The 20,464-nt window shown below is 70.6% G+C and carries 18 protein-coding genes and 2 pseudogenes; 14 read left to right on the top strand and 6 right to left on the bottom strand.

Features of this window, described 5'->3' with window-relative positions; all coding sequences use genetic code 11:
* Positions 1-4: 4 nt before the first annotated feature.
* Both pulA and ABZ911_RS08240 read right to left on the bottom strand, forming a co-directional pair.
* Positions 5-2,695: a pullulanase-type alpha-1,6-glucosidase gene (gene pulA, locus ABZ911_RS08245; protein ID WP_358053224.1), complete on the bottom strand. Its 2,691-nt coding sequence runs from the start codon at positions 2,693-2,695 to the stop codon at positions 5-7.
* A 61-nt stretch (positions 2,696-2,756) separates the two neighbouring features.
* A complete protein-coding gene (locus ABZ911_RS08240) occupies positions 2,757-4,322 on the bottom strand; it encodes a glycoside hydrolase family 13 protein (RefSeq protein WP_358053222.1) in 1,566 nt (521 codons plus the stop codon).
* A 437-nt stretch (positions 4,323-4,759) separates the two neighbouring features.
* Here ABZ911_RS08240 and ABZ911_RS08235 point away from each other — a divergent pair, with 437 nt between their 5' ends.
* The gene (locus tag ABZ911_RS08235; RefSeq protein WP_358053220.1) at positions 4,760-6,010 is read left to right on the top strand and encodes a right-handed parallel beta-helix repeat-containing protein; all 1,251 of its coding nucleotides are present in this window, start codon (positions 4,760-4,762) and stop codon (positions 6,008-6,010) included.
* Positions 6,011-6,110: 100 nt separating this feature from the next.
* Here ABZ911_RS08235 and ABZ911_RS08230 read toward each other — a convergent pair whose 3' ends face one another.
* Positions 6,111-6,695: a TetR/AcrR family transcriptional regulator gene (locus ABZ911_RS08230; protein WP_358053218.1), complete on the bottom strand. Its 585-nt coding sequence runs from the start codon at positions 6,693-6,695 to the stop codon at positions 6,111-6,113.
* Positions 6,696-6,834: 139 nt separating this feature from the next.
* Here ABZ911_RS08230 and ABZ911_RS08225 point away from each other — a divergent pair, with 139 nt between their 5' ends.
* From ABZ911_RS08225 to ABZ911_RS08175, 11 genes are all read left to right on the top strand, one after another.
* The gene (locus tag ABZ911_RS08225) at positions 6,835-8,337 is read left to right on the top strand and encodes an MDR family MFS transporter (protein ID WP_358053281.1); all 1,503 of its coding nucleotides are present in this window, start codon (positions 6,835-6,837) and stop codon (positions 8,335-8,337) included.
* A gap of 45 nt (positions 8,338-8,382) precedes the next feature.
* Entirely contained in the window at positions 8,383-8,844 is a 462-nt protein-coding gene (locus ABZ911_RS08220) for an SRPBCC family protein (RefSeq protein WP_358053216.1), read from the top strand.
* A gap of 170 nt (positions 8,845-9,014) precedes the next feature.
* Positions 9,015-9,407 carry a helix-turn-helix transcriptional regulator gene (locus ABZ911_RS08215; protein ID WP_358053215.1) on the top strand — a complete coding sequence of 131 codons (393 nt, stop codon included), beginning with the start codon at positions 9,015-9,017 and terminating at the stop codon, positions 9,405-9,407.
* A gap of 10 nt (positions 9,408-9,417) precedes the next feature.
* Positions 9,418-10,191 carry a molybdate ABC transporter substrate-binding protein gene (modA, locus tag ABZ911_RS08210; protein ID WP_358053213.1) on the top strand — a complete coding sequence of 258 codons (774 nt, stop codon included), beginning with the start codon at positions 9,418-9,420 and terminating at the stop codon, positions 10,189-10,191.
* A gap of 4 nt (positions 10,192-10,195) precedes the next feature.
* Entirely contained in the window at positions 10,196-11,032 is an 837-nt protein-coding gene (locus ABZ911_RS08205) for an ABC transporter permease (protein ID WP_358053211.1), read from the top strand.
* 8 nt (positions 11,033-11,040) lie between these two features.
* Complete coding sequence (locus tag ABZ911_RS08200; protein ID WP_358053279.1) at positions 11,041-12,075, top strand: ABC transporter ATP-binding protein; 1,035 nt, start codon at positions 11,041-11,043, stop codon at positions 12,073-12,075.
* Positions 12,076-12,197: 122 nt separating this feature from the next.
* Complete coding sequence (locus ABZ911_RS08195; RefSeq protein ID WP_358053209.1) at positions 12,198-12,989, top strand: SAM-dependent methyltransferase; 792 nt, start codon at positions 12,198-12,200, stop codon at positions 12,987-12,989.
* Between the two features lie 48 nt (positions 12,990-13,037).
* Positions 13,038-13,649, top strand: a complete 612-nt coding sequence (locus ABZ911_RS08190) for a hypothetical protein (protein WP_358053207.1) — start codon at positions 13,038-13,040, stop codon at positions 13,647-13,649.
* 596 nt (positions 13,650-14,245) lie between these two features.
* Positions 14,246-15,415 carry a glycine amidinotransferase gene (locus ABZ911_RS08185; protein WP_358053205.1) on the top strand — a complete coding sequence of 390 codons (1,170 nt, stop codon included), beginning with the start codon at positions 14,246-14,248 and terminating at the stop codon, positions 15,413-15,415.
* Between the two features lie 148 nt (positions 15,416-15,563).
* A complete protein-coding gene (locus tag ABZ911_RS08180) occupies positions 15,564-15,995 on the top strand; it encodes a nuclear transport factor 2 family protein (protein WP_358053203.1) in 432 nt (143 codons plus the stop codon).
* A gap of 107 nt (positions 15,996-16,102) precedes the next feature.
* Entirely contained in the window at positions 16,103-16,714 is a 612-nt protein-coding gene (locus ABZ911_RS08175; RefSeq protein ID WP_358053285.1) for a hypothetical protein, read from the top strand.
* A gap of 3 nt (positions 16,715-16,717) precedes the next feature.
* Here ABZ911_RS08175 and ABZ911_RS08170 read toward each other — a convergent pair.
* The 3 genes and pseudogenes from ABZ911_RS08170 to ABZ911_RS08160 form a co-directional block, all read right to left on the bottom strand.
* Positions 16,718-16,810, bottom strand: a pseudogene (locus ABZ911_RS08170) (ferredoxin); the annotation flags it as partial.
* Positions 16,811-16,813: 3 nt separating this feature from the next.
* Positions 16,814-16,951: pseudogene (locus ABZ911_RS08165) on the bottom strand (cytochrome P450); the annotation flags it as partial.
* A 494-nt stretch (positions 16,952-17,445) separates the two neighbouring features.
* A complete protein-coding gene (locus ABZ911_RS08160; RefSeq protein ID WP_358053201.1) occupies positions 17,446-18,678 on the bottom strand; it encodes an FAD-dependent oxidoreductase in 1,233 nt (410 codons plus the stop codon).
* A gap of 234 nt (positions 18,679-18,912) precedes the next feature.
* On the opposite strand from ABZ911_RS08160, the gene ABZ911_RS08155 reads away from it, so the two are divergent.
* Positions 18,913-19,296 (top strand): ATP-binding protein, encoded by a 384-nt coding sequence (locus ABZ911_RS08155; protein WP_358053199.1) that lies wholly within the window; start codon positions 18,913-18,915, stop codon positions 19,294-19,296.
* Positions 19,297-19,639: 343 nt separating this feature from the next.
* Positions 19,640-20,458: an ABC transporter ATP-binding protein gene (locus tag ABZ911_RS08150; RefSeq protein ID WP_358053197.1), complete on the top strand. Its 819-nt coding sequence runs from the start codon at positions 19,640-19,642 to the stop codon at positions 20,456-20,458.
* Positions 20,459-20,464: the final 6 nt, after the last annotated feature.

The raw sequence follows: 20,464 nt of genomic DNA, 5'->3' as shown, positions 1-20,464 counted from the left end.
CCGATCAGGGCTGGACGAACACCGCCACCGTGCGGGCCGGGACGGTGATCGTGCCGGTCGTGGAGTCGAAGGCGGACTGCTTGACCACCGCGTCGTCCCCGGCCCGCTGGACCGGGTGGATCGTGGCGCTCTTCCCCTTGAGCGCGGCCACGGTCTGCGACTGCGTCCGGGGGGTGGCGTTGAAGACGACGGTGATCGACTTCCAGCGCGGGTCGAGGGCCGAGGCGTTCAGGTGCATGGCGATCACCCCGGGCGCCGAGGCGGGGAAGGACACCCGGCTCTGCACCTCGGCCAGCGTGCCGAGGGCGAAGGCGGGGGAGGAGGAGCGGATCTTGAGGAACTCGCCGAACCTGGCCCGGGCCGAGGCGATCGCCGCGCAGTCCGCCCTGAGCGCGGGGTCGGCGAGCAGCGGCCGGGCGAACGGCCACTTGTCCTCGTTGTCGGCGCGCGGCGGCAGCCCCGCGCCGAAGCCGTTGCCGGCCGAGCAGTCCCACAGCAACCGGTTGAACCAGTCGCCGGAGTCGAAGGAGTTGCGGTCGAGCGACTTCGAGCGCAGCCGCTCGCTGCCCGCGTGCACGAACGCGGTGCCCTGGCCGAGCAGGACGGTGGCCAGCGACAGCACCTGCATCCGCACCCGGTCGGCCATCGGAGTCCCGGGGGGCAACTTGTAGGCGAGCGCGTCATAGAGCGTCTCATTGTCATGCGCGTCGACATACGTCACGACATCTGAGGGGATGGCGGCGTATCCGGCGGGGGAGCCGTTGTAGTCGACCTCCGATCCCTTCCTCCCCGACGGCATCACGTAGTCGCGCAGGTTGCCGGTCAGGCCCAGCCGGATCAGGTCCTCGTAGGCGGCCAGCCGCCCGGCGGCGTCGGCGTTGCCCGGCGCGCCGTTCAGGTCCCCGGCGAGGCCCGAGCCGAACCCCTGGACGCGCGGGTCGGCGTCGAACGGGCTGCCGCCGCGCACCGCGTCCCGCAGCCGGTCGCTGAACGTGCCGATCCCCGTGCCCGCCATGTTCGCCTGCGTGGCCTGCTCGAAGCGGGCGCCGCCGGCCACCTCGCCGAAGTTCCAGCCCTCGCCGTACAGGATGATCGATGTGCCGTCGACGCCGTCCTTGGCGAGGGTAAGGGCGTCCAGCGCCTTGCGTACGGCCAGGATGTTGGCCTTCGGGTGGTGGCCCATCAGGTCGAAGCGGAAGCCGTCGATCTTGTACGCGCGGGCCCAGGTGACGATCGAGTCGACCACCAGTTTGCCCATCATCAGGTGCTCGGGCGCGGTGTTCGCGCAGCAGGTCGAGTTCGCCACCGCGCCGTCGGCGGTGAGCCGGTGGTAGTAGCCGGGCACGATCCGGTCCAGCACCGAGCGGGCGTCCTGCCCGGCGGCGTTGGTGTGGTTGTAGACCACGTCCATCACCACGCGCAGCCCCGCGCCGTTGAGCCCGGCCACCATGGCGCGGAACTCCCTGGTCCGGTCGTCGGGGTCGGTCGCGTAGGAGCCCTCGGGGGTCGTGTAGTGCAGCGGGTCGTACCCCCAGTTGAAGGAGTCGGTGGCCGCCGTCTCGGCGACGCACGCCTGCTGCCTGTCGGAGTCGGGCGGCAGCGCGGCCAGGTCGCAGGACGGCTCGACGCGGTCGGCCCGGCGCTCGGGGATCGTCGCCAGGTCGAAGACCGGCAGCAGGTGCACGTGGGTGAGCCCGTCGGCGGCCAGCTTGCGCAGCTCCCGCATCCCGGCGCCCTGCCCGGTGAAGGCGGCGTAGGTGCCGCGCAGCGCCTTGGGCACGGTGAGGTCGGAGGCGGAGAAGTCGCGCACGTGCAGCTCGTAGACGGACACCGGCCTGCGCGCCGCTGGCTTGCGCAGCCCCGTCCAGCCGGGCGGCGCCTGCGCGCGGTCCGACAGGTCGACCAGCCTGCTGCGGGCCGAGCCGGCGGCCAGCGCCACGCTGTACGGGTCGGTCACCTCGTTGGTCACCACCTTGCCCGCGGCGGGGGCGTAGACCGTCACCAGGAAGGTGTAGTAGCGGCCCTTCCAGGTGGGCAGCCCGCGCACCGACCAGACCCCCGTGGCGTCGTCCCTGCCCATCGCGTGCACGGTACGGCTCTCGCCGTCCGCCGAGCGGTAGAGGGCCAGCTCGACCTTGCGGGCCGTCGGCGCCCACACCGCCAGCTTCGGCAGCACCCGCCCCGAAGGCCCGAGCTCGGCGGTCGCGGCCTTGCCGTACACGTCGTCGAGCACTCCCGGGAGCTGTACGCCGGTCGCGGTCAGCAGGCGGCCCGCCGCGTCCCGCTCGACCGCCACCACCTGCCCGCGCAGCGCGTCCTTCACCAGGTCGGCGTCGCGCGAGTCCACCTTCAGCGCCGCGAGCGACGCCAGGTGCGGCCATTTCGCCCGCTGCGCCTCGGTCAACCGGCCAGGCGTCAGCCGGAGGACCCGGTACGCGCCGGTCAGCTCGCCCTGGTCGTGGCCGATCCCGCCGTCGCCGGAGAAGGCCAGGCTGTACTGCGTGGCGCCGGGCTGGACGTCCCAGGCCAGGGTGTCCCGGCTGATCCAGTGCGCCCTGGACCTGGACAGGTCGGCGTCGGCGCTCCGCCCCGCCCCCTGCGGCAGCGGGTAGCCGTCGACCGCCGACAGCTTCCACGCCTCATGGCCGGTCGTCGCCAGGTCGAGCGCCTGGTCCTGCTCATCGTCCTTGTGCACGATGTAACTCAGACTCCTCGCTCCGTCGGCGGAGCCCACCCACACATGCAGCCCCTACCCCTCATCCTTCCCGCCGGGCCGGTGAAAGTGCAGGACCCCGCAGCCACACCGTGGTGTCGGCGGGGATCGAGCCGTCCTTCGGCAGCGGGCCGCTGGCCAGCAGCACCTCGCCGGGCAGGCCCAGCTCCGCCCGGGTGACCGGCCGGTCGGCGGTGTTCAGCACCACGACCAGGCCGGGGTCGCGGCGCATCGCCAGCACCTCCTTGGGCGAGTCCAGCCACTCCACCGTGCCGCCGCCCAGCGCGGGGTGCTCCTTGCGCAGCCGCAGCGCGGCCCGGTAGAACGCCAGCGTCGAGCCGGGGTCCTCGTGCTGCGCCTCGGCGCTCAGCCCGCCCCACCCGGCGGGCATCGGCAGCCAGGGGGCGCTCCAGCCGCAGGAGGGCTCCTGGCGGGTCCAGGGCAGCGGCACCCGGCAGCCGTCCCTGCTCTCGCCGGTGCGGGCGAACGCCGGGTCCTCGCGCAGCTCGTCGGGCAGGTCGAGCACCTCGGGCAGGCCCAGCTCCTCGCCGTTGTACAGGTAGGCCGAGCCGGGCAGCGCGAGCATCAGCAGCGTCGCCGCGCGGGCCCGGCCCAGGCCGCCGTGCCGGGTGACGTGCCGCTGCTTGTCGTGGTTGGACAGCACCCAGGTGGTCGGCGCGCCGACCAGCTCCGCCTCGGCCAGCGACTTGTCGATCACCGCCCGGAACGACTTGGCGTGGAAGTCGGCCATCATGAAGTCGAAGTTGAACGCCTGGTGCAGCTCGTCCCCGCCGACGTAGCGGGCCAGGCGGGCCGGTGAGGACACCCACGCCTCGGCCACCGCCATCCGGCCGCCCGGGTAGGAGTCGAGGATCGGCCGCCACTCGCGGTAGATCTCGTGCACCCCGTCCTGGTCGAAGTAGGGGAGGGTCTCGCCGCCCAGCAGCTCCGCCTGGCGGCCCTCCTTCGGCCCGACCGGCGGCAGCCCCGCGGCCTTGACCAGGCCGTGCGCCACGTCGACGCGGAAGCCGTCGACGCCCCGATCCAGCCAGAAGCGCAGGATGTCGCGGAACTCGGCCCGCACCTCGGGGTTGTCCCAGTTGAGGTCGGGCTGGCCGGAGTCGAACAGGTGGAGGTACCACTGCCCGTCCCCGGTCCGCGTCCAGGCGGGCCCGCCGAAGATCGACTCCCAGTCGTTGGGCTCGTCCCTGAAGACGTACCAGTCGCGCTCGGGGGAGCCGGGCCCGGCCGCGAGCGCCGCCTGGAAGCGGGGGTGCGCGCTGGAGGAGTGGTTGGGCACCAGGTCGACGATCACCCGGAGGTCCAGCGCGTGCGCGCCGGCGATCACCGCGTCGAAGTCGGCCAGCGTGCCGAACCGGGGGTCGACGTCCCGGTAGTCGGCGACGTCGTAGCCGCCGTCGGCCATCGGGGAGGTGTAGAACGGGCTGAGCCAGATCGCGTCGACTCCCAGTTCGCGCAGGTAGGGCAGCTTGCCGCGGACGCCTGCCAGGTCACCGGTGCCGTCGGCGTCGGAGTCGGCGAAGCTGCGGGGGTAGACCTGGTAAACGACGGCGTCTCGCCACCAGTCGTCGTTGCCGTGGATCGTCACTGAGCGTCCTTCGTGTCCGTGATGTCTGGTGAAGGATTGCCCGAGTCGAAGCGAAGGTCAAGCGCAACTTGCTGAAACTTGCGAACGCCGCCTGTTCAGGGTGTCCGGGCTCCAGTTGTGGCGGAACGCCCGAGGACGGATAGCTGTATTTCGCAAGATCTTCCAATTCTTGCGTCGACACCGACAGCCTGGCGTTCCAGACCGAGACCGAGACCGAGTCCCTGCTGATCCACGCCCGCCGCGCTGACGGCCCGCCGGTACGGCTCCCGCTCGACGCCCCTGCCCACGGCCTGGACAACGCCGGCGACCTGCCCGCCGGAGGCTGGGAGTTGCCTGGGAATGGCCCATCGTTCATGCTCTGACGCCTCGCGACGTGGGGTTGGTCACGCTACGGTGAGCACTTGCCGGTTCCCTTTTCAACTAGGTGTGGTGTGCCGATGAGGTTGTTGTCCGTGGCCGTGCTGGGGCCGATGATGCTGGCTCCCGCCGTACCTTCTGAGGCCCAGGCGGGAACCACCTACTACGTCGACTCCCGCGCGGGCGACGACTCCGCCGCCGGAACCAGCGCCACCACCCCCTGGAAGTCGCTGGACCAGGTCAACGCCGCCGATCTCAAGCCCGGCGACGCGGTCAGCTTCAAGCGGGGGAGCACCTGGAGCGGGTCGCTCGTCCTCGCGGCCAAGGGGACCGCCGCCAAGCCCATCGTCGTCCAGGCGTACGGCAAGGGGCCCAGCCCCAGGATCGGCGGGCGCGACGCCAACTGCGTCGTCGTCACCGGGAACCACTGGCGGATCAGCGGGCTGCGGGCCAGCGGGTGCCAGTGGGCGGGCTTCGAGGTCGGCGGGGACTACAACACCCTGGCCGGGGTCATCGCCGACGGGAACATCACCGGGGTCTGGGTGACGCCCAGCGGGGCCCGGAACACCGTCCGGGACAGCAAGATGCACGACAACAACCGGATGAGCGTCAACGACGAGGGCGGCGACAACGACTCCGGCGCCTTCGGGGTGCTGCTCAACGGCGACGACAACCTCGTCACCGGGAACACCATCACCGGGAGCTATGCGGCGAGCAAGGACTACACCACCGACGGCGCGGCCGTCGAGGTCTACAACGGTGACCGCAACCGCGTCACGCACAACGTCGCCCGCGACAACGAGACCTTCGCCGAACTCGGGGCGCTGAAGGGGAAGACCGCCACCGGGAACGTCTTCGCGCACAACGTGGTCACCTCCAAGCGCAAGCGTGGATCGTTCCTGATCACCCGCGGGGCCGGGCACGTCGTCGGGCCCGTCAAGGGGACCGTCGCCGTGCACAACTCCGTGTACCTCCCGGCCCGCGACACCATCGGCTGGTCCTGCCACGACGGGTGCGCGCCGGAGATCCTCAAACTCCGCAACAACGTGATCTCCGTCGGCGGGCTGATGGGGTTCGAGGACGGCAAGGGCGCCGACGAGGCGGGCAGCGTGTACAAGGGCCGGACCAAGAAGTTCACCCTGGGCCCCAAGTCGGTCATCGCGGACCCGGGCTTCGTCTCGGCCACCGACCTGCGCCTGCGACCTGGCTCCCCGGCACTGGGCCGCGGCGTCTCCCTGGGCCCCACCTGGTACGGCGGAGCGAGCCTCGCCAAGGACCTCAAGGGCAAGTCGCTGCCGTCCGCACCGGACGCGGGGGCGTACCAGCACTGACGCGCCGACGACCGGCCGGCCCGGCACGCCCCCCTGAGGGGATGGCGCGCCGGGCTTTTCGCGCTCGCCTCGAACTCAGGGCCCGGCGGGGTCGATCGGCTTAGGCGAACGGCCTGGCGACCTCGTCGAGCAGGTCGTCGATGACGTCGCGCAGTGGCCGTACCTGCTGCTCCTCGATCCAGAGGTGGGTGGCCACCCGCAGGGCGACCAGGAAGGCGGCGGCCATGATCCGCGGCCGGGCGGTGCCGCTCTCGCCGCGCTCGGCGATGGCCTGGGCCAGCTCCCGTTCGAGGGTCGCGTGGTTGGCGAGCTGCCGGGCCAGCAGCGAGGGGTGCTGCCTGGCCAGCCGGGTGCGCATGGCCCACTCCCGCTCCGGGCCGTCCAGGTCGGGGTAGAGGTCGTGCACGGCGCCGCGCAGCGCCTGCCAGGCGGTCAGGTCGGCGGGCTGGAGGCGGACCCCCTGCATGAGGGTTTGGATGCGCTGCTCCTCGCCGTACAGGACCGCGTCCTCCTTGCCGGTGAAGTAGTTGGAGAAGGTGCGGCGCGAGATGTTGGCCGCGTCGGCGATGGCCTCGACGGTGACGGCGTCGAGGCCGTGTTGCACCACCAGGCGCAGCGCCGCCTCGTGGACGGCCTGCCGCGTCTCGGCCTTCTTGCGCTCGCGCAACCCCACCGTGGTGTCCATGTTGTGAGCAGCTTACCGTCCAGGAATAAATGCCCAGTGCGCAAAGTTTCTCAGTGCGCATATATTCTGGACTGATCCCCACTCCACCTGGAGGAAGCGCGTGAGCGCACCCACGGCCATGGCTCCGCCATCGGAGCAGATGACCCACCGGCAGATCCTCGAAGCGCTGAGCGGCCTGCTGCTCGTGCTGTTCGTGGCCATGATCAGCGGAACGATCGTGTCGGTCGCCCTGCCGCAGATCATCGGCGCGCTCAACGGCACCCAGTCGCAGTACACCTGGGTGGTCACCGCCTCCCTGCTGGCCGCCACCGCCTCCACGCCGATCTGGGGCAAGCTGGCCGACCTGTTCAACAAGAAGACGCTGATCCAGATCTCCATTGTGATCTTCATGGTCAGCTCGTTGGCCTGCGGATTCGCGCAGAACACCGGCCAGCTCATCGCCTTCCGGGCGATCCAGGGCCTCGGCATGGGCGCGCTGCAGATCCTGGTCCAGGTCGTCATCGCCTCGATGATCAGCCCCAGGGAGCGCGGCCGGTACAACGGCTACCTCGGCGCCGTCATGGCCGTGGCCACCGTGGGCGGGCCGCTGCTCGGCGGCCTGATCGCGGACACCTCCTGGCTCGGCTGGCGCTGGTGCTTCTTCATCGCCGTGCCGTTCACCGTGATCGCCTTCTTCCTGCTGCAGAAGACCCTGCACGTCGCCGTGGTCCGCCGCCCCGACACCAAGGTCGACTACCTGGGCGCCACCCTCATCGCCGCGGGCGTCAGCGTCCTGCTCATCTGGGTCACCTTCGTCGGCAACTCCTTCGACTGGCTGTCCTGGCAGACCGCCGCCATGGTCGGCGCCGGCGTCGTCGTCCTGGCCCTGGCCACCTGGGTGGAGACGCGGGTCGGCGAGCCGGTCGTGCCGCTGCACGTCATCCGCCGACGTACCCCCGCGATGGCCATCCTGGCCAGTCTGGCGGTCGGCATGGCGATGTTCGGCGGCTCGGTCTTCCTCGGGCAGTACTTCCAGATCGGCCGCGGCTACACCCCCACCGAGGCCGGGCTGCTCACCATCCCGATGATGCTCGGCGTGCTGGTCTCCTCGACGATCAGCGGCCGCATGGTGTCCAGCACCGGCAGGACCAAGCCGTACATCATCACCGGCCTGGTCGTCCTGACGCTCGGCTTCCTCGGCCTGTCCACCCTGGACCACGAGACCTCGCTGCTCGTCATCGCCGCCGCGATGCTGCTGGTCGGCGCCGGAGTGGGCATGTCCATGCAGAACCTCGTCCTGGTCATCCAGAACACCGTCCCGCTGCGGGAACTGGGCGCGGCCAGCGGCGCCATCACCTTCTTCCGCTCGCTGGGCGGCACCATCGGCGTCTCCGTGCTGGGCGCCATCCTGGCCAACCGGGTCGCCACCCACATCACGGAGGGCCTGGCCAAGGCCGGAATCACCCCCTCCGCCTCGGCGGACAGCGGCAACCTCAACCTCCAGGTGCTGCCCGAGCCGGTCAAGGCCATCGTCCGCGCCGCGTACGGCGACGCCACCGGCCACATCTTCCTCGTCTCCACCGGCATCGCCCTAGTGGGCCTCGTGGCGGCGCTCTTCCTCAAGCCGACCCGGCTCCGCGACAGCCTGGACCTGCCCGAGTAGGCTGGACCACCTCGCTCCGCGCTTCGGCCTGGAAGGGCGTGGGACATGGCGCAGGCCCGGCTCGCCGTCGCCGTGGTGTCGGCCGCCCCGGCCGAGCAGGTGTTCGCCCTGCTCACCGACTGGCCCCGGCACTCGGAGTGGATGTTCGCCACCTCGGCCGAGGTCACCGCGGGTGACGGCTGCAGTCCGGGCAGCCGCCTCGCCGCCTTCTCCGGCGCCGGCCGCCTCGGCTTCCTCGACACGATGGAGATCACCCGTTGGGACCCGCCCCAGCGGGTCGAGGTGGTGCACACCGGCCGCGTGGTGCGCGGCGGCGGCGTCTTCCGCGTCCTGCCCCTGCCGGACGGCGGCAGCCGCATCCTGTGGGCCGAAACCCTGGACCTTCCCCTCGGCCCGCTCGGCGCGCTCGGCTGGCACCTGGCCCGCCCCCTGTTCGCGGCCCTGGTACGCCTCTCGCTACGCCGCCTGTCCAGGCTGGCGGAAACCTCTCCCAGCCCAGCGACCTGAACACGGCAGCGCCCCTGAGAGCGTGACACGATCATGGGTGCGGCGCGGCCGCCACAGCCCTGGCGGGGTCCCGAATCTCGCGGATGCGAGGGCGCAGACATGAACAGGACCGCTGATACAAGGGCATGCGAGTTTTCAAGGTGGAATGTGCGAAGGTATGGTGATTGTTCGTGACGACGTTTCGGATCAGCGAGGCGGCCGCTCTGCTCGGGGTCAGCTCGGACACGGTCCGCCGGTGGGTGGACGCGGGCCGGTTGGCGGCCGAGCGGGACGAGCACGGTCACCGCAGGGTGAACGGCGTCGATCTGGCCGCGTTCGCCCGAGCACAGATCGCGGCGGAGAACGGCACCGGTCAGTCCTCGGCGCGTAACCGCTTCCGCGGGATCGTGACCGAGGTGATCCGCGACGCGGTGATGGCCCAGGTGGAGATCGCCGCCGGGCCGTACCGGGTGGTGTCGCTGATGAGCCGGCAGGCCGCCGACGAGCTGAACCTGCGGGTCGGCGTGGTGGCCGTCGCCGTGATCAAGTCCACCAACGTCGTCGTGGAGATCCCTGACCTGTAAGGAGCCCTCGTTGTTCAGGCGTCTGTCCCGGTGGGTCGTCGTGGCCCCCATCGCTCTCGCGCTCGCCGGTTGCGGCTCCAGCGACCCCGCCACACCCGCCTCCGGTGGTGGGGCCACAACGCTGACGGTGTTCGCCGCCGCCTCGCTGACCGGTACGTTCACCGAGCTCGGCAGGACGTTCGAGGCCGCCCATCCGGGGACGACGGTGAGATTCAACTTCGGCTCCAGCGCGACCCTGGCCCAGCAGATCACCCAGGGCGCGCCCGCCGACGTGTTCGCCGCCGCCAGCCCGGCCACGATGAAGACCGTCACCGACGCCGCGCTGGCCGCCTCGCCCGCCACGTTCGTGCGCAACAAGCTGGAGATCGCGGTCCCGGCCGGCAACCCGGCCAAGGTGGACGAGCTGAAGGACCTGACCGACCCCAAGGTCAAGGTCGCCCTGTGCGCGCGGCAGGTGCCGTGCGGCGCGGCGGCGGTCAAGGCGCTGGACGCGGCCGGGTTGACGGTCACCCCGGTCACCCTGGAGCAGGACGTCAAGGCCACGCTCACGAAGGTCGAGCTGGGGGAGGTCGACGCCGCGCTGGTCTACCGGACCGACGTGCTCGCGGCCGGGGGCAGGGTGCGGGGGATCGGCTTCCCCGAGGCCGACAAGGCGATCAACGACTACCCGATCGCGACCCTGTCCAAGGCGCCCGCCGGTGACGTGGGCCGACAGTTCGTCGACCTGGTGCTGTCGCCGCAGGGCAGGGACGTGCTGACCAAGGCCGGTTTCGAGGCTCCCTGACGGTATGACCACTTCCACGATCTCACCCGGCCGGGGCGCGCGGCGCGGCTCCGGCGCGGTGACGGGCCGCCTGCCGTGGGTGCTGGTGGTGCCCGCCCTGCTCGGCATGGCCTTCCTGGTGCTGCCGCTGGCCGGGCTGCTGGTGCGCGCCCCCTGGTCCACGCTGGCGGTACGGCTGGCCGAGCCGCAGGTGCTCGAAGCCCTGCGGCTGTCGCTGGTGACCGCCACCGTGGCCACCGCCGGGTGCCTGCTGCTGGGTGTGCCGCTGGCCTGGCTGCTCGCCCGGGTCGACTTCCCCGGCCGCCGCGTCGTGCGCGCCCTGGTCACCGTGCCGCTGGTGCTGCCCCCGGTGGTCGGCGGGGTCGCGCTGCTGCTGGTGTTCGGGCGGCGCGGCCTGATCGGCCAGTGGCTCGACGCCACGTTCGGCGTCACGCTGCCCTTCACCAGCGCGGGAGTGGTCGTCGCCGAGGCGTTCGTCGCGATGCCGTTCCTGGTCATCAGCGTCGAAGGCGCGCTACGGGCCGCCGACCAGCGCTTCGAGGAGGCCGCGGCGACCCTGGGCGCCTCCCGGTGGACCATCTTCCGCCGCGTCACCCTGCCCCTCATCGCCCCCGGCGTCGTGGCCGGGGCCGTGCTCTGCTGGGCGCGGGCACTGGGCGAGTTCGGGGCCACCATCACCTTCGCCGGGAACTTCCCGGGCCAGACCCAGACCATGCCTCTGGCGGTGTACCTGGCCCTGGAGACCGAGCCCGAGGCCGCCATCGTGCTCAGCCTCGTCCTGCTCGCCGTCTCCGTCGTCATCCTGGCCAGCCTGCGCGACAGGTGGGTGAACAGCCCGTGAGCGAGCCGATGATCCTGGACACCCGCCTGGTCGTCACCCGGCCCGGCTTCACCCTCGATCTCGAACTCCAGGTGGCCGCCGGACAGGTCGTCGCCCTGCTCGGCCCCAACGGCGCGGGCAAGTCCACCGCCCTGCGGGCCCTGGCCGGACTCACCGGCCTGTCCGACGGGGGCCACATCACCCTCGACGACCGGCCCCTGCACACCCTGGCCGCCGACAGCCGCCCCATCGGGATGGTCTTCCAGGACTACCTGCTCTTCCCACACCTGTCCGCGCTCGACAACGTCGCCTTCGGGCCGCGCTGCCGCGGCGAGGGCAAGGCTGACGCCCGCCGTACGGCCGCCGCCTGGCTGCAACGTGTCGGGCTGGGCGACCATGCCGCCGTCCGGCCCCGGCACCTGTCCGGCGGCCAGGCCCAGCGCGTCGCCCTGGCCCGCGCCCTGGCCGTACGGCCGCGGCTGCTGCTGCTGGACGAGCCGCTGGCCGCGCTGGACGCGCACACCAGGCTGGAGATCCGCTCGCGACTGCGCCGCCACCTGGCCGACTTCGACGGCGCCACCGTCCTGGTCACCCACGACCCGCTGGACGCCATGGTGCTGGCCGACCGGCTGGTCGTCATCGAGAACGGCGCCGTCGTCCAGCAGGGCACCCCCGGCGAGGTGGCGCGCCGCCCGCGCACCGACTACGTCGCCCGCCTGGTCGGCCTCAACCTCTACCGCGGACACGCCCGCGACCAGCAGGTCACGGTGGACGACGTGCCGTTCAGCGTCGCCGGGCACCTTGAGGGGCCCGCCTTCGTCGCCTTCTCTCCCAGCGCGGTCGCCCTGTACCGCTCCCGGCCGGACGGCAGCCCCCGCAACCTGTGGCAGGCCCGCATCGAAGGCATCGAACGGCACGGCGACAACATCCGCATCCACCTGGACGGGCCGATCACCGCCTTCGCCGACGTCACCCCCGCCGCCGTCGCCGACCTCGACCTGGCCTTCGGCCAGCAGATCTGGGCCTCGGTCAAAGCCACCGAAACCCACGCCTATCCCGCATGAACGCTGACCCGCCCCTGCGTCGCCCTCCCGGTGACCGCCAAAAGGCCGGGCGGAAGATCATTACGGAGTAGGCTCTCCCCGTATTGCCGATTCGTACCTTTTGATCCCGGGAAGGCGCCTCGATGGCCGAACGTCGGCTCAACCCCATCAACACCAAGGTCCCGAGCCCCGCTCGCATCTACGACCTGTGGCTGGGCGGCAAGGACAACTACGAGATCGATCGCGTGGTCAGCGAGCAGATCCTCGCGGCGGTCCCGGAGTTGCCGGTGCTGGCCCGCACCAACCGGGAGTTCCTCGGCCGCGCCGTGCGGTACATGGCCGGCGAGGCGGGCATCAGGCAGTTCCTGGACATCGGCACCGGCATCCCCACGGCGAACAACACCCACCAGGTCGCCCAGGCGGTGGCCCCGGACAGCCGCGTCGTGTACGTCGACAACGACCCGGTGGTGCTGGTGCACGCGCGGGCCCTGCTGACCAGCTCGCCGGAGGGCGCCACCTCGTTCGTCGACGCCGACCTGCGCGAGCCGGACCAGATCCTGGCCGCCGCCGACAGCCTGCTGGACCTCAGCCGCCCCGTCGGGCTGACGCTCCTCGGCGTCGTGGACTTCCTGCCCGACACCAAGGAGACCAAGTCGATCATCCAGCGACTGCTGGCCGCGATGCCGCCGGGCAGCCACCTCGCCCTCTCACACGGCCTCGTCGGCAAGAAGCTCGAAGAGGGCGTACGCCACTGGAACGAGAGCGGCGGCAGCCCCATGACACTGCGCACCCTGGAGGAGGTCACCGACTTCTTCGACGGCCTGGACCTCCTGCACCCGGGCGTGGTCGCCCTGCCCCGCTGGCGGCCCACCCCCGACACGCTGTACGCCGACCGGGAGGCCGTCTACTACGCGGGCGTCGGCCGCAAGCGCTGACCCAGGGCTGGGAGCCGCTCCATGCGGTGTGGCGGCGAGAACAAGGGCATGATTCGCGATGTTCGCCCGCGGGAATATATTCGGTTCACCAGGATTAGCCGGCAAGGGTTCGTCTGGCGGACCGCCCGGCCGTCCGACCTCGTCTGCGTCACCCCGGACACCCGGGCCCGGACCGCCGAGGAGAACAGAACCAGGAAATCCCACTGGACCATCGGCGCGTACGGCCCGCACACCTGCGTATCCGGACAACGGTGGCGGGAGGCCTTCAACGGAGACGACGTCTGCGTCACCCCGGAGGTCCGCTCGCAGACACTCGCCGACAACGCCCAAGCCGCCGGTCGCCGGGTGTCGGCGAAGCTGTGGATCACCACCTACAGAACCCAGGGCAACGTCTCCAGGCTGCAGCTCAACGGGAATCACTACAACTTCGGCCAGGTGCGGCTCTACCTCCGCTACAACGGCGGGGGCCAGTACTGGAGCGGCACCGCCACCGCCGTCGCCCAGCCCGGGCACGCCGGCGGGGCGTGGGGCAAGAAGACCGGCAAGCCCCAGTGCCCGGCCTCAAGCACGCCGAACGGCTACGCCCAGGCGTACGACGTCGTCTCCGGTCGCTGGTCGGCGCGGGTCCCGGTCCAGATCGGGTGCGTCACCTTCGACTGACGGCATCCCGGCCGTCGTCCGAGTGGGCGACGGCCCCGGCCATGAGGAGTGTCAGACCGGTCGCCGCCACGACGCCGAGGGACCCGGCCCTGTGCGGTGCGCAGGCCCCCTGAAGTGCTGTTTCGTCCCGGTGGTCAGCTCCGGGTGTCGGAGTTACCGGCCGACTGGCGTTTCCAGAACTATCCCACGATCGCGGTGATTCCCCAGGGTCGGCGCGGGAGCGGGAACCTCGCGGCTGCTCGTACGGCGTCCGGAGCATCTCAGTCGGCGAATCATCGGTCACCGTGTACGTATGTAGCGGCGCCATCCATGGTGAATTGCGAAGCGCGGGTGACTGAACGTGACCATTTCCGTCAGAGTCGCCGCTATCAAACCTTTGTCGCCAGGTCAAGAGTAGATCTTGTGTCCGCAGTGCCCCTATTGTCGCATTGCGACGCTCCGAAAAGCGGAACGGGGGTGCTGGGTAACGGTGTCGAGCGAGATCGCCACACCGTTCGAGTCGCATCTCGGCGCGATCTTTTGAATGACACCCGCACCCGCTGACGGATGTGCGCGGTTGTCACCTCTTGAACCCGCACCTGTAGGAGGAGCATCCCATGACGCTCGATGTCGCCCGGCAGTCGCAGACCGGGAGAACCGGCCTCCCCGCGGACGGGACGACCCCCTTGGTCAACTCCTGGAACGAGTGGGATCCCCTGGAAGAGGTCGTCGTCGGCCGCGCCGACGGGGCTTGCTACGAACCCACCGAACCGGGCTACCGTCCCCAGGTCCGGGGGGCGCGGAACGCGCCCTTCCCGACCGGCGCGAAGCCGGCGGAGACCATCGCGCGCGCCAACGAGGAACTGGACGGGCTCTCCGACCTGCTGCGGAGCCTCGGCGTGACCGTCCGCCGTCCCGACCCGTTCGACTTCAGCGCGGCCCTCAGGACGCCGTCCTTCGAGGTGGAGAACCAGTACTGCTCGGTCTGCCCGCGGGACGTCCTGATCACGATGGGGAACCAGATCGTCGAGGCGACGATGTCGCGCCGGACCAGGTTCTTCGAGTACCTCCCCTACCGGCACCTCGTCTACGACTACTGGAACGCCGACCAGAGGGTGGTCTGGACGACCGCTCCCAAGCCCTCCATGTCCGACGAGATGTACCGCGAGGAGTTCTGGACCCTGACCGCCGAGGAGCGTCAGGCGAGAATGTACGACTTCGAGTACTGCGTGACCCAGACCGAGGTGATCTTCGACGCCGCGGACATCACCCGGATGGGCCGGGACGTCTTCGTCCACGAGTCCATGACCACCAACCGGCTGGGCATCTCCTGGCTGCGCCGGGAACTGGAGCCGCGCGGACTCCGGGTCCACGGGCTGCGCTTCCCCCGGGACCTCTTCCCGTCGCACATCGACGCCACCTTCGTCCCTCTACGGCCCGGCCTGGTGCTGACGAACCCGGATCGGCCGCTGGAGGGCGAGGAGCGGGACCTGTTCAGGTCGAACGGCTGGGAGTTCGTCGACGCCCCGGAACCCAAGTGCACCGATGACGACATGCCCAGTTACTGCCAGTCCTCGCGGTGGCTCTCGATGAACCTGCTGAGCGTCTCACCGGACACCGTCATCTGCGAGGAGACCGAGAAGGAGACCCAGGGGCTGCTGCGCGGGCTGGGCTTCGAGGTCCTCACCGTGCCCTTCCGGAACGTCTACGAGTTCGGCGGGTCACTGCACTGCGCCACCTGGGACGTCCGCCGTACGGGCGGGTGCGAGGACTACTTTCCCGCATGAGGGGCGGCGCCGGTACGCCTTTGCCCGTGGCTCGCCGAGTGCGGCTCCGCCAGGTCCACATAGCAGGAGAAACGGTTCGACTCTTGCACCGCAATTTACCGGGTGATCGCTAGGGTGGCTGGCGTAAACTGAGAAAGAGGCCGGTCCGATGTCCGATATTTCTGATCGACTGGTAGGAGCGGTCAACGCCCACGACGTGGACGCGTTGTTGCGATGTTACAACCCGCGGGCGGTCATCCTTGCTCCGGAAGTACAAGCGGAGACTCCGGAACAAATCGCTTCCTATTTTTCGCATGTCTGGGAAGGGTTTCCCGATGTGCGGCTGACGATTCTGGAAAAGACGGGGACCGAATCCTTCGTGGTCATCGAGGCCCTGTCCACCGGTACGCACCGCGGGCCGTACCTGGTGGCCGGTGGTGAGACGCTCGCACCCACCGGCCGTCATGTGAGCGTGCGCACCTGCTGGGTGTGCACCCTGGAAGAGGGTGTCATCCTGAGCCAGCGCCTCTACTACGACCAGTTGGAGGTCTACATTCAGCTGGGCATGAGAAGTCCGTCCCAAGGACTTCCGTTCTACTGAACCTCCACCGCCCTGGACAAGTTTTGGCCGGTCGGAGGGGATCGGCGGCTCGACCCTTCCCTCGGGCGCTCCTAGCGTGGGGTGAGGAGCCTTGAGAGGGGGCCGCTATGTTCATCCAGATCATTCAAGGCCGGGTGGCCGACGCCCGTGCGGCGCGGGAGGCGCTGGACCGGTGGGTACGGGAGCTGGCGCCGGATTCGCACGGCTGGCTCGGCACGACCGCCGGAATGACGGACGACGGCACGCTCGTCGCCGTGGTGCGTTTCGAGACGCCGGGCTCGGCCCGCCGCAACAGCGACCGCCCCGAGCAGGGCGAGTGGTGGCTGGAGACGGCCAAGCTGTTCAGCGGCGAGGTGGCCTTCCACGACTGCTCCGAGGTTGAGGAGTACCTGCGCGGCGGATCCGACGCGGCGGGCTTCGTCCAGGTGATCCAGGGCCGCATCCGGAACCCGGACCGGATGCGCGAGCTGGTACGGCGCACCGAGCAGGAGCTGTCCGAAGTCCGCCCCGACCTCATCGGCGGCACGGCCGCGCTGCACGACGACGACGGCGGCTACACCGAGACGGCGTACTTCACCTCCGAGGAGGCGGCCCGGGAGGGCGAGCGCAAGGAACTGCCGCCGCGCATCAGGGAGTCCTTCGAGGAGCTGATGAGCCTGTTCGAGGGCGACCCCGTCTACTTCGACCTGCGCGACCCGTGGCTGTACTCGCCGAAGTAGCCACCCGGCCTCGTCGTCTTGGTCGAACACCTCCGGAGCGGTCAGCACGCACATGCCGTAGCCGCAGCAGCGATCCCGATCCACGGTGAGCCTCATCGGCTACCGCACCTCCCAGGTGACCACGCGATGGATGATCATGTCGTCGCGCCTCGGCACCTCCTCTGGCGGTACGGCCAGGCGGAGGGTGGGGAACCGCCCGAACAGCGCGGGAAACCCGACCTGCATCTCCACCCGCGCGAACGCAACAGAATTGAAGGGAAACGCAACGCGGGGGCGCAAGTCGTTGCAATGGCTTGTCCGTTGACACGCTAGCGCGGCACGAAGCGCACGAACGTGATGTGGCGGCCGACCTCCCGGAAGTCGGCGTCGCTGCCGTCGACCAGGAAGCCCAGGAAGCGGGAGAGCCTCGCCGATGTAGCTGCCGTCGGCCGGGTCGTGGTCGATCGCCTCGATGACCGTCTGGCGCGGCTTGCCGGAGACCCGGCCGAGGTGGGTGATCAGCATGAACCGGCCGCGCAGCAGCCAGCCGAGGCGGAGGCGGTACAGGAGGATCGGTAGACGGAACAGCGACCTGCGGATTCCGGAGGGCGGTGGAGGGGTGGAGATGATCTCCATGGTTCAGGTCCTTGGTGTCGCCCGCGCCGAGTCGGCGGTATGGGGCAGGGGTGAAGGTCGGGCGGATGAGCAGGTGCTGTGCGCTCTGCGCCGCCCGCCGCCGGAGGGTGGGGTCCTCATCCGAGGTCCCGCAACCGGGTGGGGCGACGGCCGATGAGGCCGCGGGTTCCGGGTGTGAGGGAGTTGAGGAGGAGGCGGCTGAGGCCGGGCAGCGTGGCCGCGCGGAGAATCCAGTCGCGGACGCCGATCCGCCGGCTCGTGGCGGGGGCCATCCATTCGACGACCCTGCGGCCGAGGGCCTGGGTGTGCGCGATCGTCGGCCGCATCCGCCTCTCGTAGGCGGCGAGCGCGCCCCCGCTTTCGCGAAGCGCGTCGGCGGTGAGGGCCTTCCCGTCTTCGCGAAACTCCTCGGTCAGGGTCTCCCCTTTGCGAAGCTCGTCGGCGAGTACCCAGGCGGCTGCCATCGCCATCGAGGAGCCGTGCCCGGCGAACAGGGAGACGGCCTGGCAGGCGTCGCCGAGGAGGACGACGCGGCCCTCGCTCCACCTGTCCATCTCGATCTGGATCACCTGGTCGTAGAAGATCTCGCGCGGGTCCGGCAGGTCGGCGAGCATCTCGGGGACGAGCCAGCCGAGACCGCCGAAGTGCCGGCGCAGCGTCGCGGCCGGGTCGTCCGGCAGGGCGGGATCGGGTTCCCTGCGCAGGAACATGGTGGCGAGCCAGCCGTCGCGCAGCGCGTAGGCGCCCGCCGACAGGCCGGGGAGGGTCAGCGCCCAGTAACGCCTGCCGATTGGTCTGTTGAGCGCCTCGTTCCGGAGCAGGAAGACGGCGACGTGGTGCCCGAGGTAGCGGACGAACCGGCGCTCGTCGCCGAAGACCAGCTCGCGGACCCGCGAGTGCGCTCCGTCGGCGCCGACGAGCAGGTCGGCCTCGTGTGTCGTCCCGTCGGTCAGTCCGACGGTGACGTGGGAGCCGTGCTGGTCCACCGTCTGGACGCTGGTGCCGTACCGGATGGGGGCCTTGACGTCGTCCAGGATGGCGCGGGCCAGGTCGCCGCGCGGCAGGCTGATGATCGCGCCGAGGCTGTCCGGCATGTCCAGGCGGCTCGACTGGCGTCCGTCCGCGCCGACGTAGGTGAGGCCGTCGATCGCGTAACCCAGCTTCCGTAGCCGGGGGCTCAGCCCCATTTGGTCGGCGACCTCCAGCCCGGGGCCGTAGAAATCGATCATGTAACCGCCGTCGCGGAAGGCGGCCGCGCGTTCCACTAGCTCGACCTCCCATCCCGCGCGCTCCAGGTGCCAGGCCAGCGTGAGACCTGCGATGCCTGCTCCGCAGATGAGCGCCTTCATGTCCGTCCCTCCCGAAGATGCTGGACAGTCGCACTGGGCATTCGTATTGGGCATATGCCCAAACGGTAGCACGGGTGGACCGGCGCATGCCGGGGGTGTCGGCCGGACCGGTGGTCGGCCGGACTGGGCCGGGGGCGATTCTCGCAAGGTCGCCGGTTTGCGAATGGCCGGCTGAGTATCATCTCTCCGGGCTGGCTCATGAAGGGCGAGAGAATTTTGTCGAAATTTACGCGTATGCGCGGAGGGCAGAGTCTGGCCGAGGCGCTGGAGGGCTGCCTGGCGGAGTGGTCCACGCGCACCGGGATCGCCGTCGAGACCTGGGCCCTGCCCGGCACCGACGTGCGGTCGCCCATCGCGCGGGGAGTTCTCACCGTGCTGCGCGAGACCCTGGCCAACGTCGAGCAGCACAGCGGCGCCAGCACCGTGTCGATCGCGGTGACCGTCGGGGGGAGCGGCCTCCGCATGACGGTCAGCGACAACGGGCGTGGTTTCACCGCCGACCAGCCGACCGGCGGTTTCGTACGCATGCGGGCCGCGTTCGCCGAGATCGGCGGCAGCCTGTCGATCAACGGCGTCCGTGGTGAGGGCACCACCGTCACCGGCGTCGTCCTCGGCTGAGAATCACGCGGCCCCCGCTCACACCCCGGCCAAGCCGAGGATCATGCGGCCCGCGCCCACGCCCCGGCCAAGCTGACGGTCTCGTCGCTTCCCGGTCGATCGTCCGCGAGCAAGGGGCGGCGCGATGAGGTGAGCAGCAGGGATTGCCCGGGCGTGGCCTGTTTCATCCCTTCGTGGTGATCTGTCGAGGCGTGCGAACCCCCGATGTTGGTGTCGGAATTAGGTGAGGCTAACCTAAGTGAAATGCCTCACCGATCTCCGGAGCGCTCTATGCCCGTCCCCTACCAGCGCAGTGGCCAGACGGCCGCCACCCCCGTCCCCCGCACGGATGTGGAGCGGGCCAGTGCCGACTGAGACCGCGCTGAGCGGTACCGACCTGCGCCTGGGCTACGGCGGCGGCACGGTGATCGACGGCGCGTGCATCACGCTGACCCCCGGCATGGTCACCGCCCTGGTAGGCCCCAACGGCAGCGGCAAGTCCACCCTGCTGCGCGCGCTGGCCCGCCTGCACAAGCCGGAGGCCGGGGCCGTACGGCTCGGCGACGGCACCCCGGCCGCGGACCTGCCGGCCCGCGACTTCGCCCGCCAGGTGACGCTGCTGGCGCAGAGCCGCCCCACACCGACCGGCGTCCGGGTCCGCGACGTCGTCGGCTACGGCCGCCACCCCTACCGCGGCCGCTGGCGTGCCGCCGACCCCGGCGGCGAGCCCGCCATCGCCCGCGCGATGGAGCTCACCGGCGTCGCCGCCATGGCCGATCGGGCCGTCGACGAACTGTCGGGCGGCGAACTGCAGCGCGTCTGGCTGGCGACCTGCCTGGCCCAGGACACCGGCGTGCTGCTGCTGGACGAGCCGACCACCTTCCTCGACCTGCGCTACCAGGTGGAACTGCTGGAACTCGTCCGCGACCTCGCCGACCAGCACCAGGTCGCCGTCGGCGTCGTGCTGCACGACCTCAACCAGGCCGCCGAGATCGCCGACCGCGTCGTCCTCGTGCACGCGGGCCGGGTACGCGCCGACGGCACCCCCGCCGAGGCGCTCACCGAGGACCTGCTCACCCAGGCGTACGGCATCCGCATCGAAGTCACGACCGACCCCCGGACCGGAACCGTGCGCACCAGACCGGTCGGCCGGCACACCCGAAACGCTCACGCGACAACATGAGAGGAA

This window comes from Nonomuraea sp. NPDC046570, assembly GCF_040645915.1.
Taxonomy (GTDB): domain Bacteria; phylum Actinomycetota; class Actinomycetes; order Streptosporangiales; family Streptosporangiaceae; genus Nonomuraea.
Note: the sequence above shows the minus strand (reverse complement) of the source record. Positions and strands in the feature narration are given on the sequence as shown.

Bases quoted from the DNA above. Each gene is read 5' to 3' on its own strand.
- ABZ911_RS08195 (WP_358053209.1), top strand. From the start codon at position 12,198: ATGGCCGAACGTCGGCTCAACCCCATCAACACCAAGGTCCCGAGCCCC.
- ABZ911_RS08175 (WP_358053285.1), top strand. From the start codon at position 16,103: ATGTTCATCCAGATCATTCAAGGCCGGGTGGCCGACGCCCGTGCGGCG.
- ABZ911_RS08235 (WP_358053220.1), top strand. From the start codon at position 4,760: ATGAGGTTGTTGTCCGTGGCCGTGCTGGGGCCGATGATGCTGGCTCCC.
- ABZ911_RS08230 (WP_358053218.1), bottom strand. From the start codon at position 6,695: ATGGACACCACGGTGGGGTTGCGCGAGCGCAAGAAGGCCGAGACGCGG.
- ABZ911_RS08200 (WP_358053279.1), top strand. From the start codon at position 11,041: ATGATCCTGGACACCCGCCTGGTCGTCACCCGGCCCGGCTTCACCCTC.
- ABZ911_RS08155 (WP_358053199.1), top strand. From the start codon at position 18,913: ATGCGCGGAGGGCAGAGTCTGGCCGAGGCGCTGGAGGGCTGCCTGGCG.
- ABZ911_RS08185 (WP_358053205.1), top strand. From the start codon at position 14,246: ATGACGCTCGATGTCGCCCGGCAGTCGCAGACCGGGAGAACCGGCCTC.
- ABZ911_RS08220 (WP_358053216.1), top strand. From the start codon at position 8,383: ATGGCGCAGGCCCGGCTCGCCGTCGCCGTGGTGTCGGCCGCCCCGGCC.
- ABZ911_RS08190 (WP_358053207.1), top strand. From the start codon at position 13,038: ATGATTCGCGATGTTCGCCCGCGGGAATATATTCGGTTCACCAGGATT.
- ABZ911_RS08225 (WP_358053281.1), top strand. From the start codon at position 6,835: ATGACCCACCGGCAGATCCTCGAAGCGCTGAGCGGCCTGCTGCTCGTG.
- ABZ911_RS08160 (WP_358053201.1), bottom strand. From the start codon at position 18,678: ATGAAGGCGCTCATCTGCGGAGCAGGCATCGCAGGTCTCACGCTGGCC.
- ABZ911_RS08205 (WP_358053211.1), top strand. From the start codon at position 10,196: ATGACCACTTCCACGATCTCACCCGGCCGGGGCGCGCGGCGCGGCTCC.
- ABZ911_RS08180 (WP_358053203.1), top strand. From the start codon at position 15,564: ATGTCCGATATTTCTGATCGACTGGTAGGAGCGGTCAACGCCCACGAC.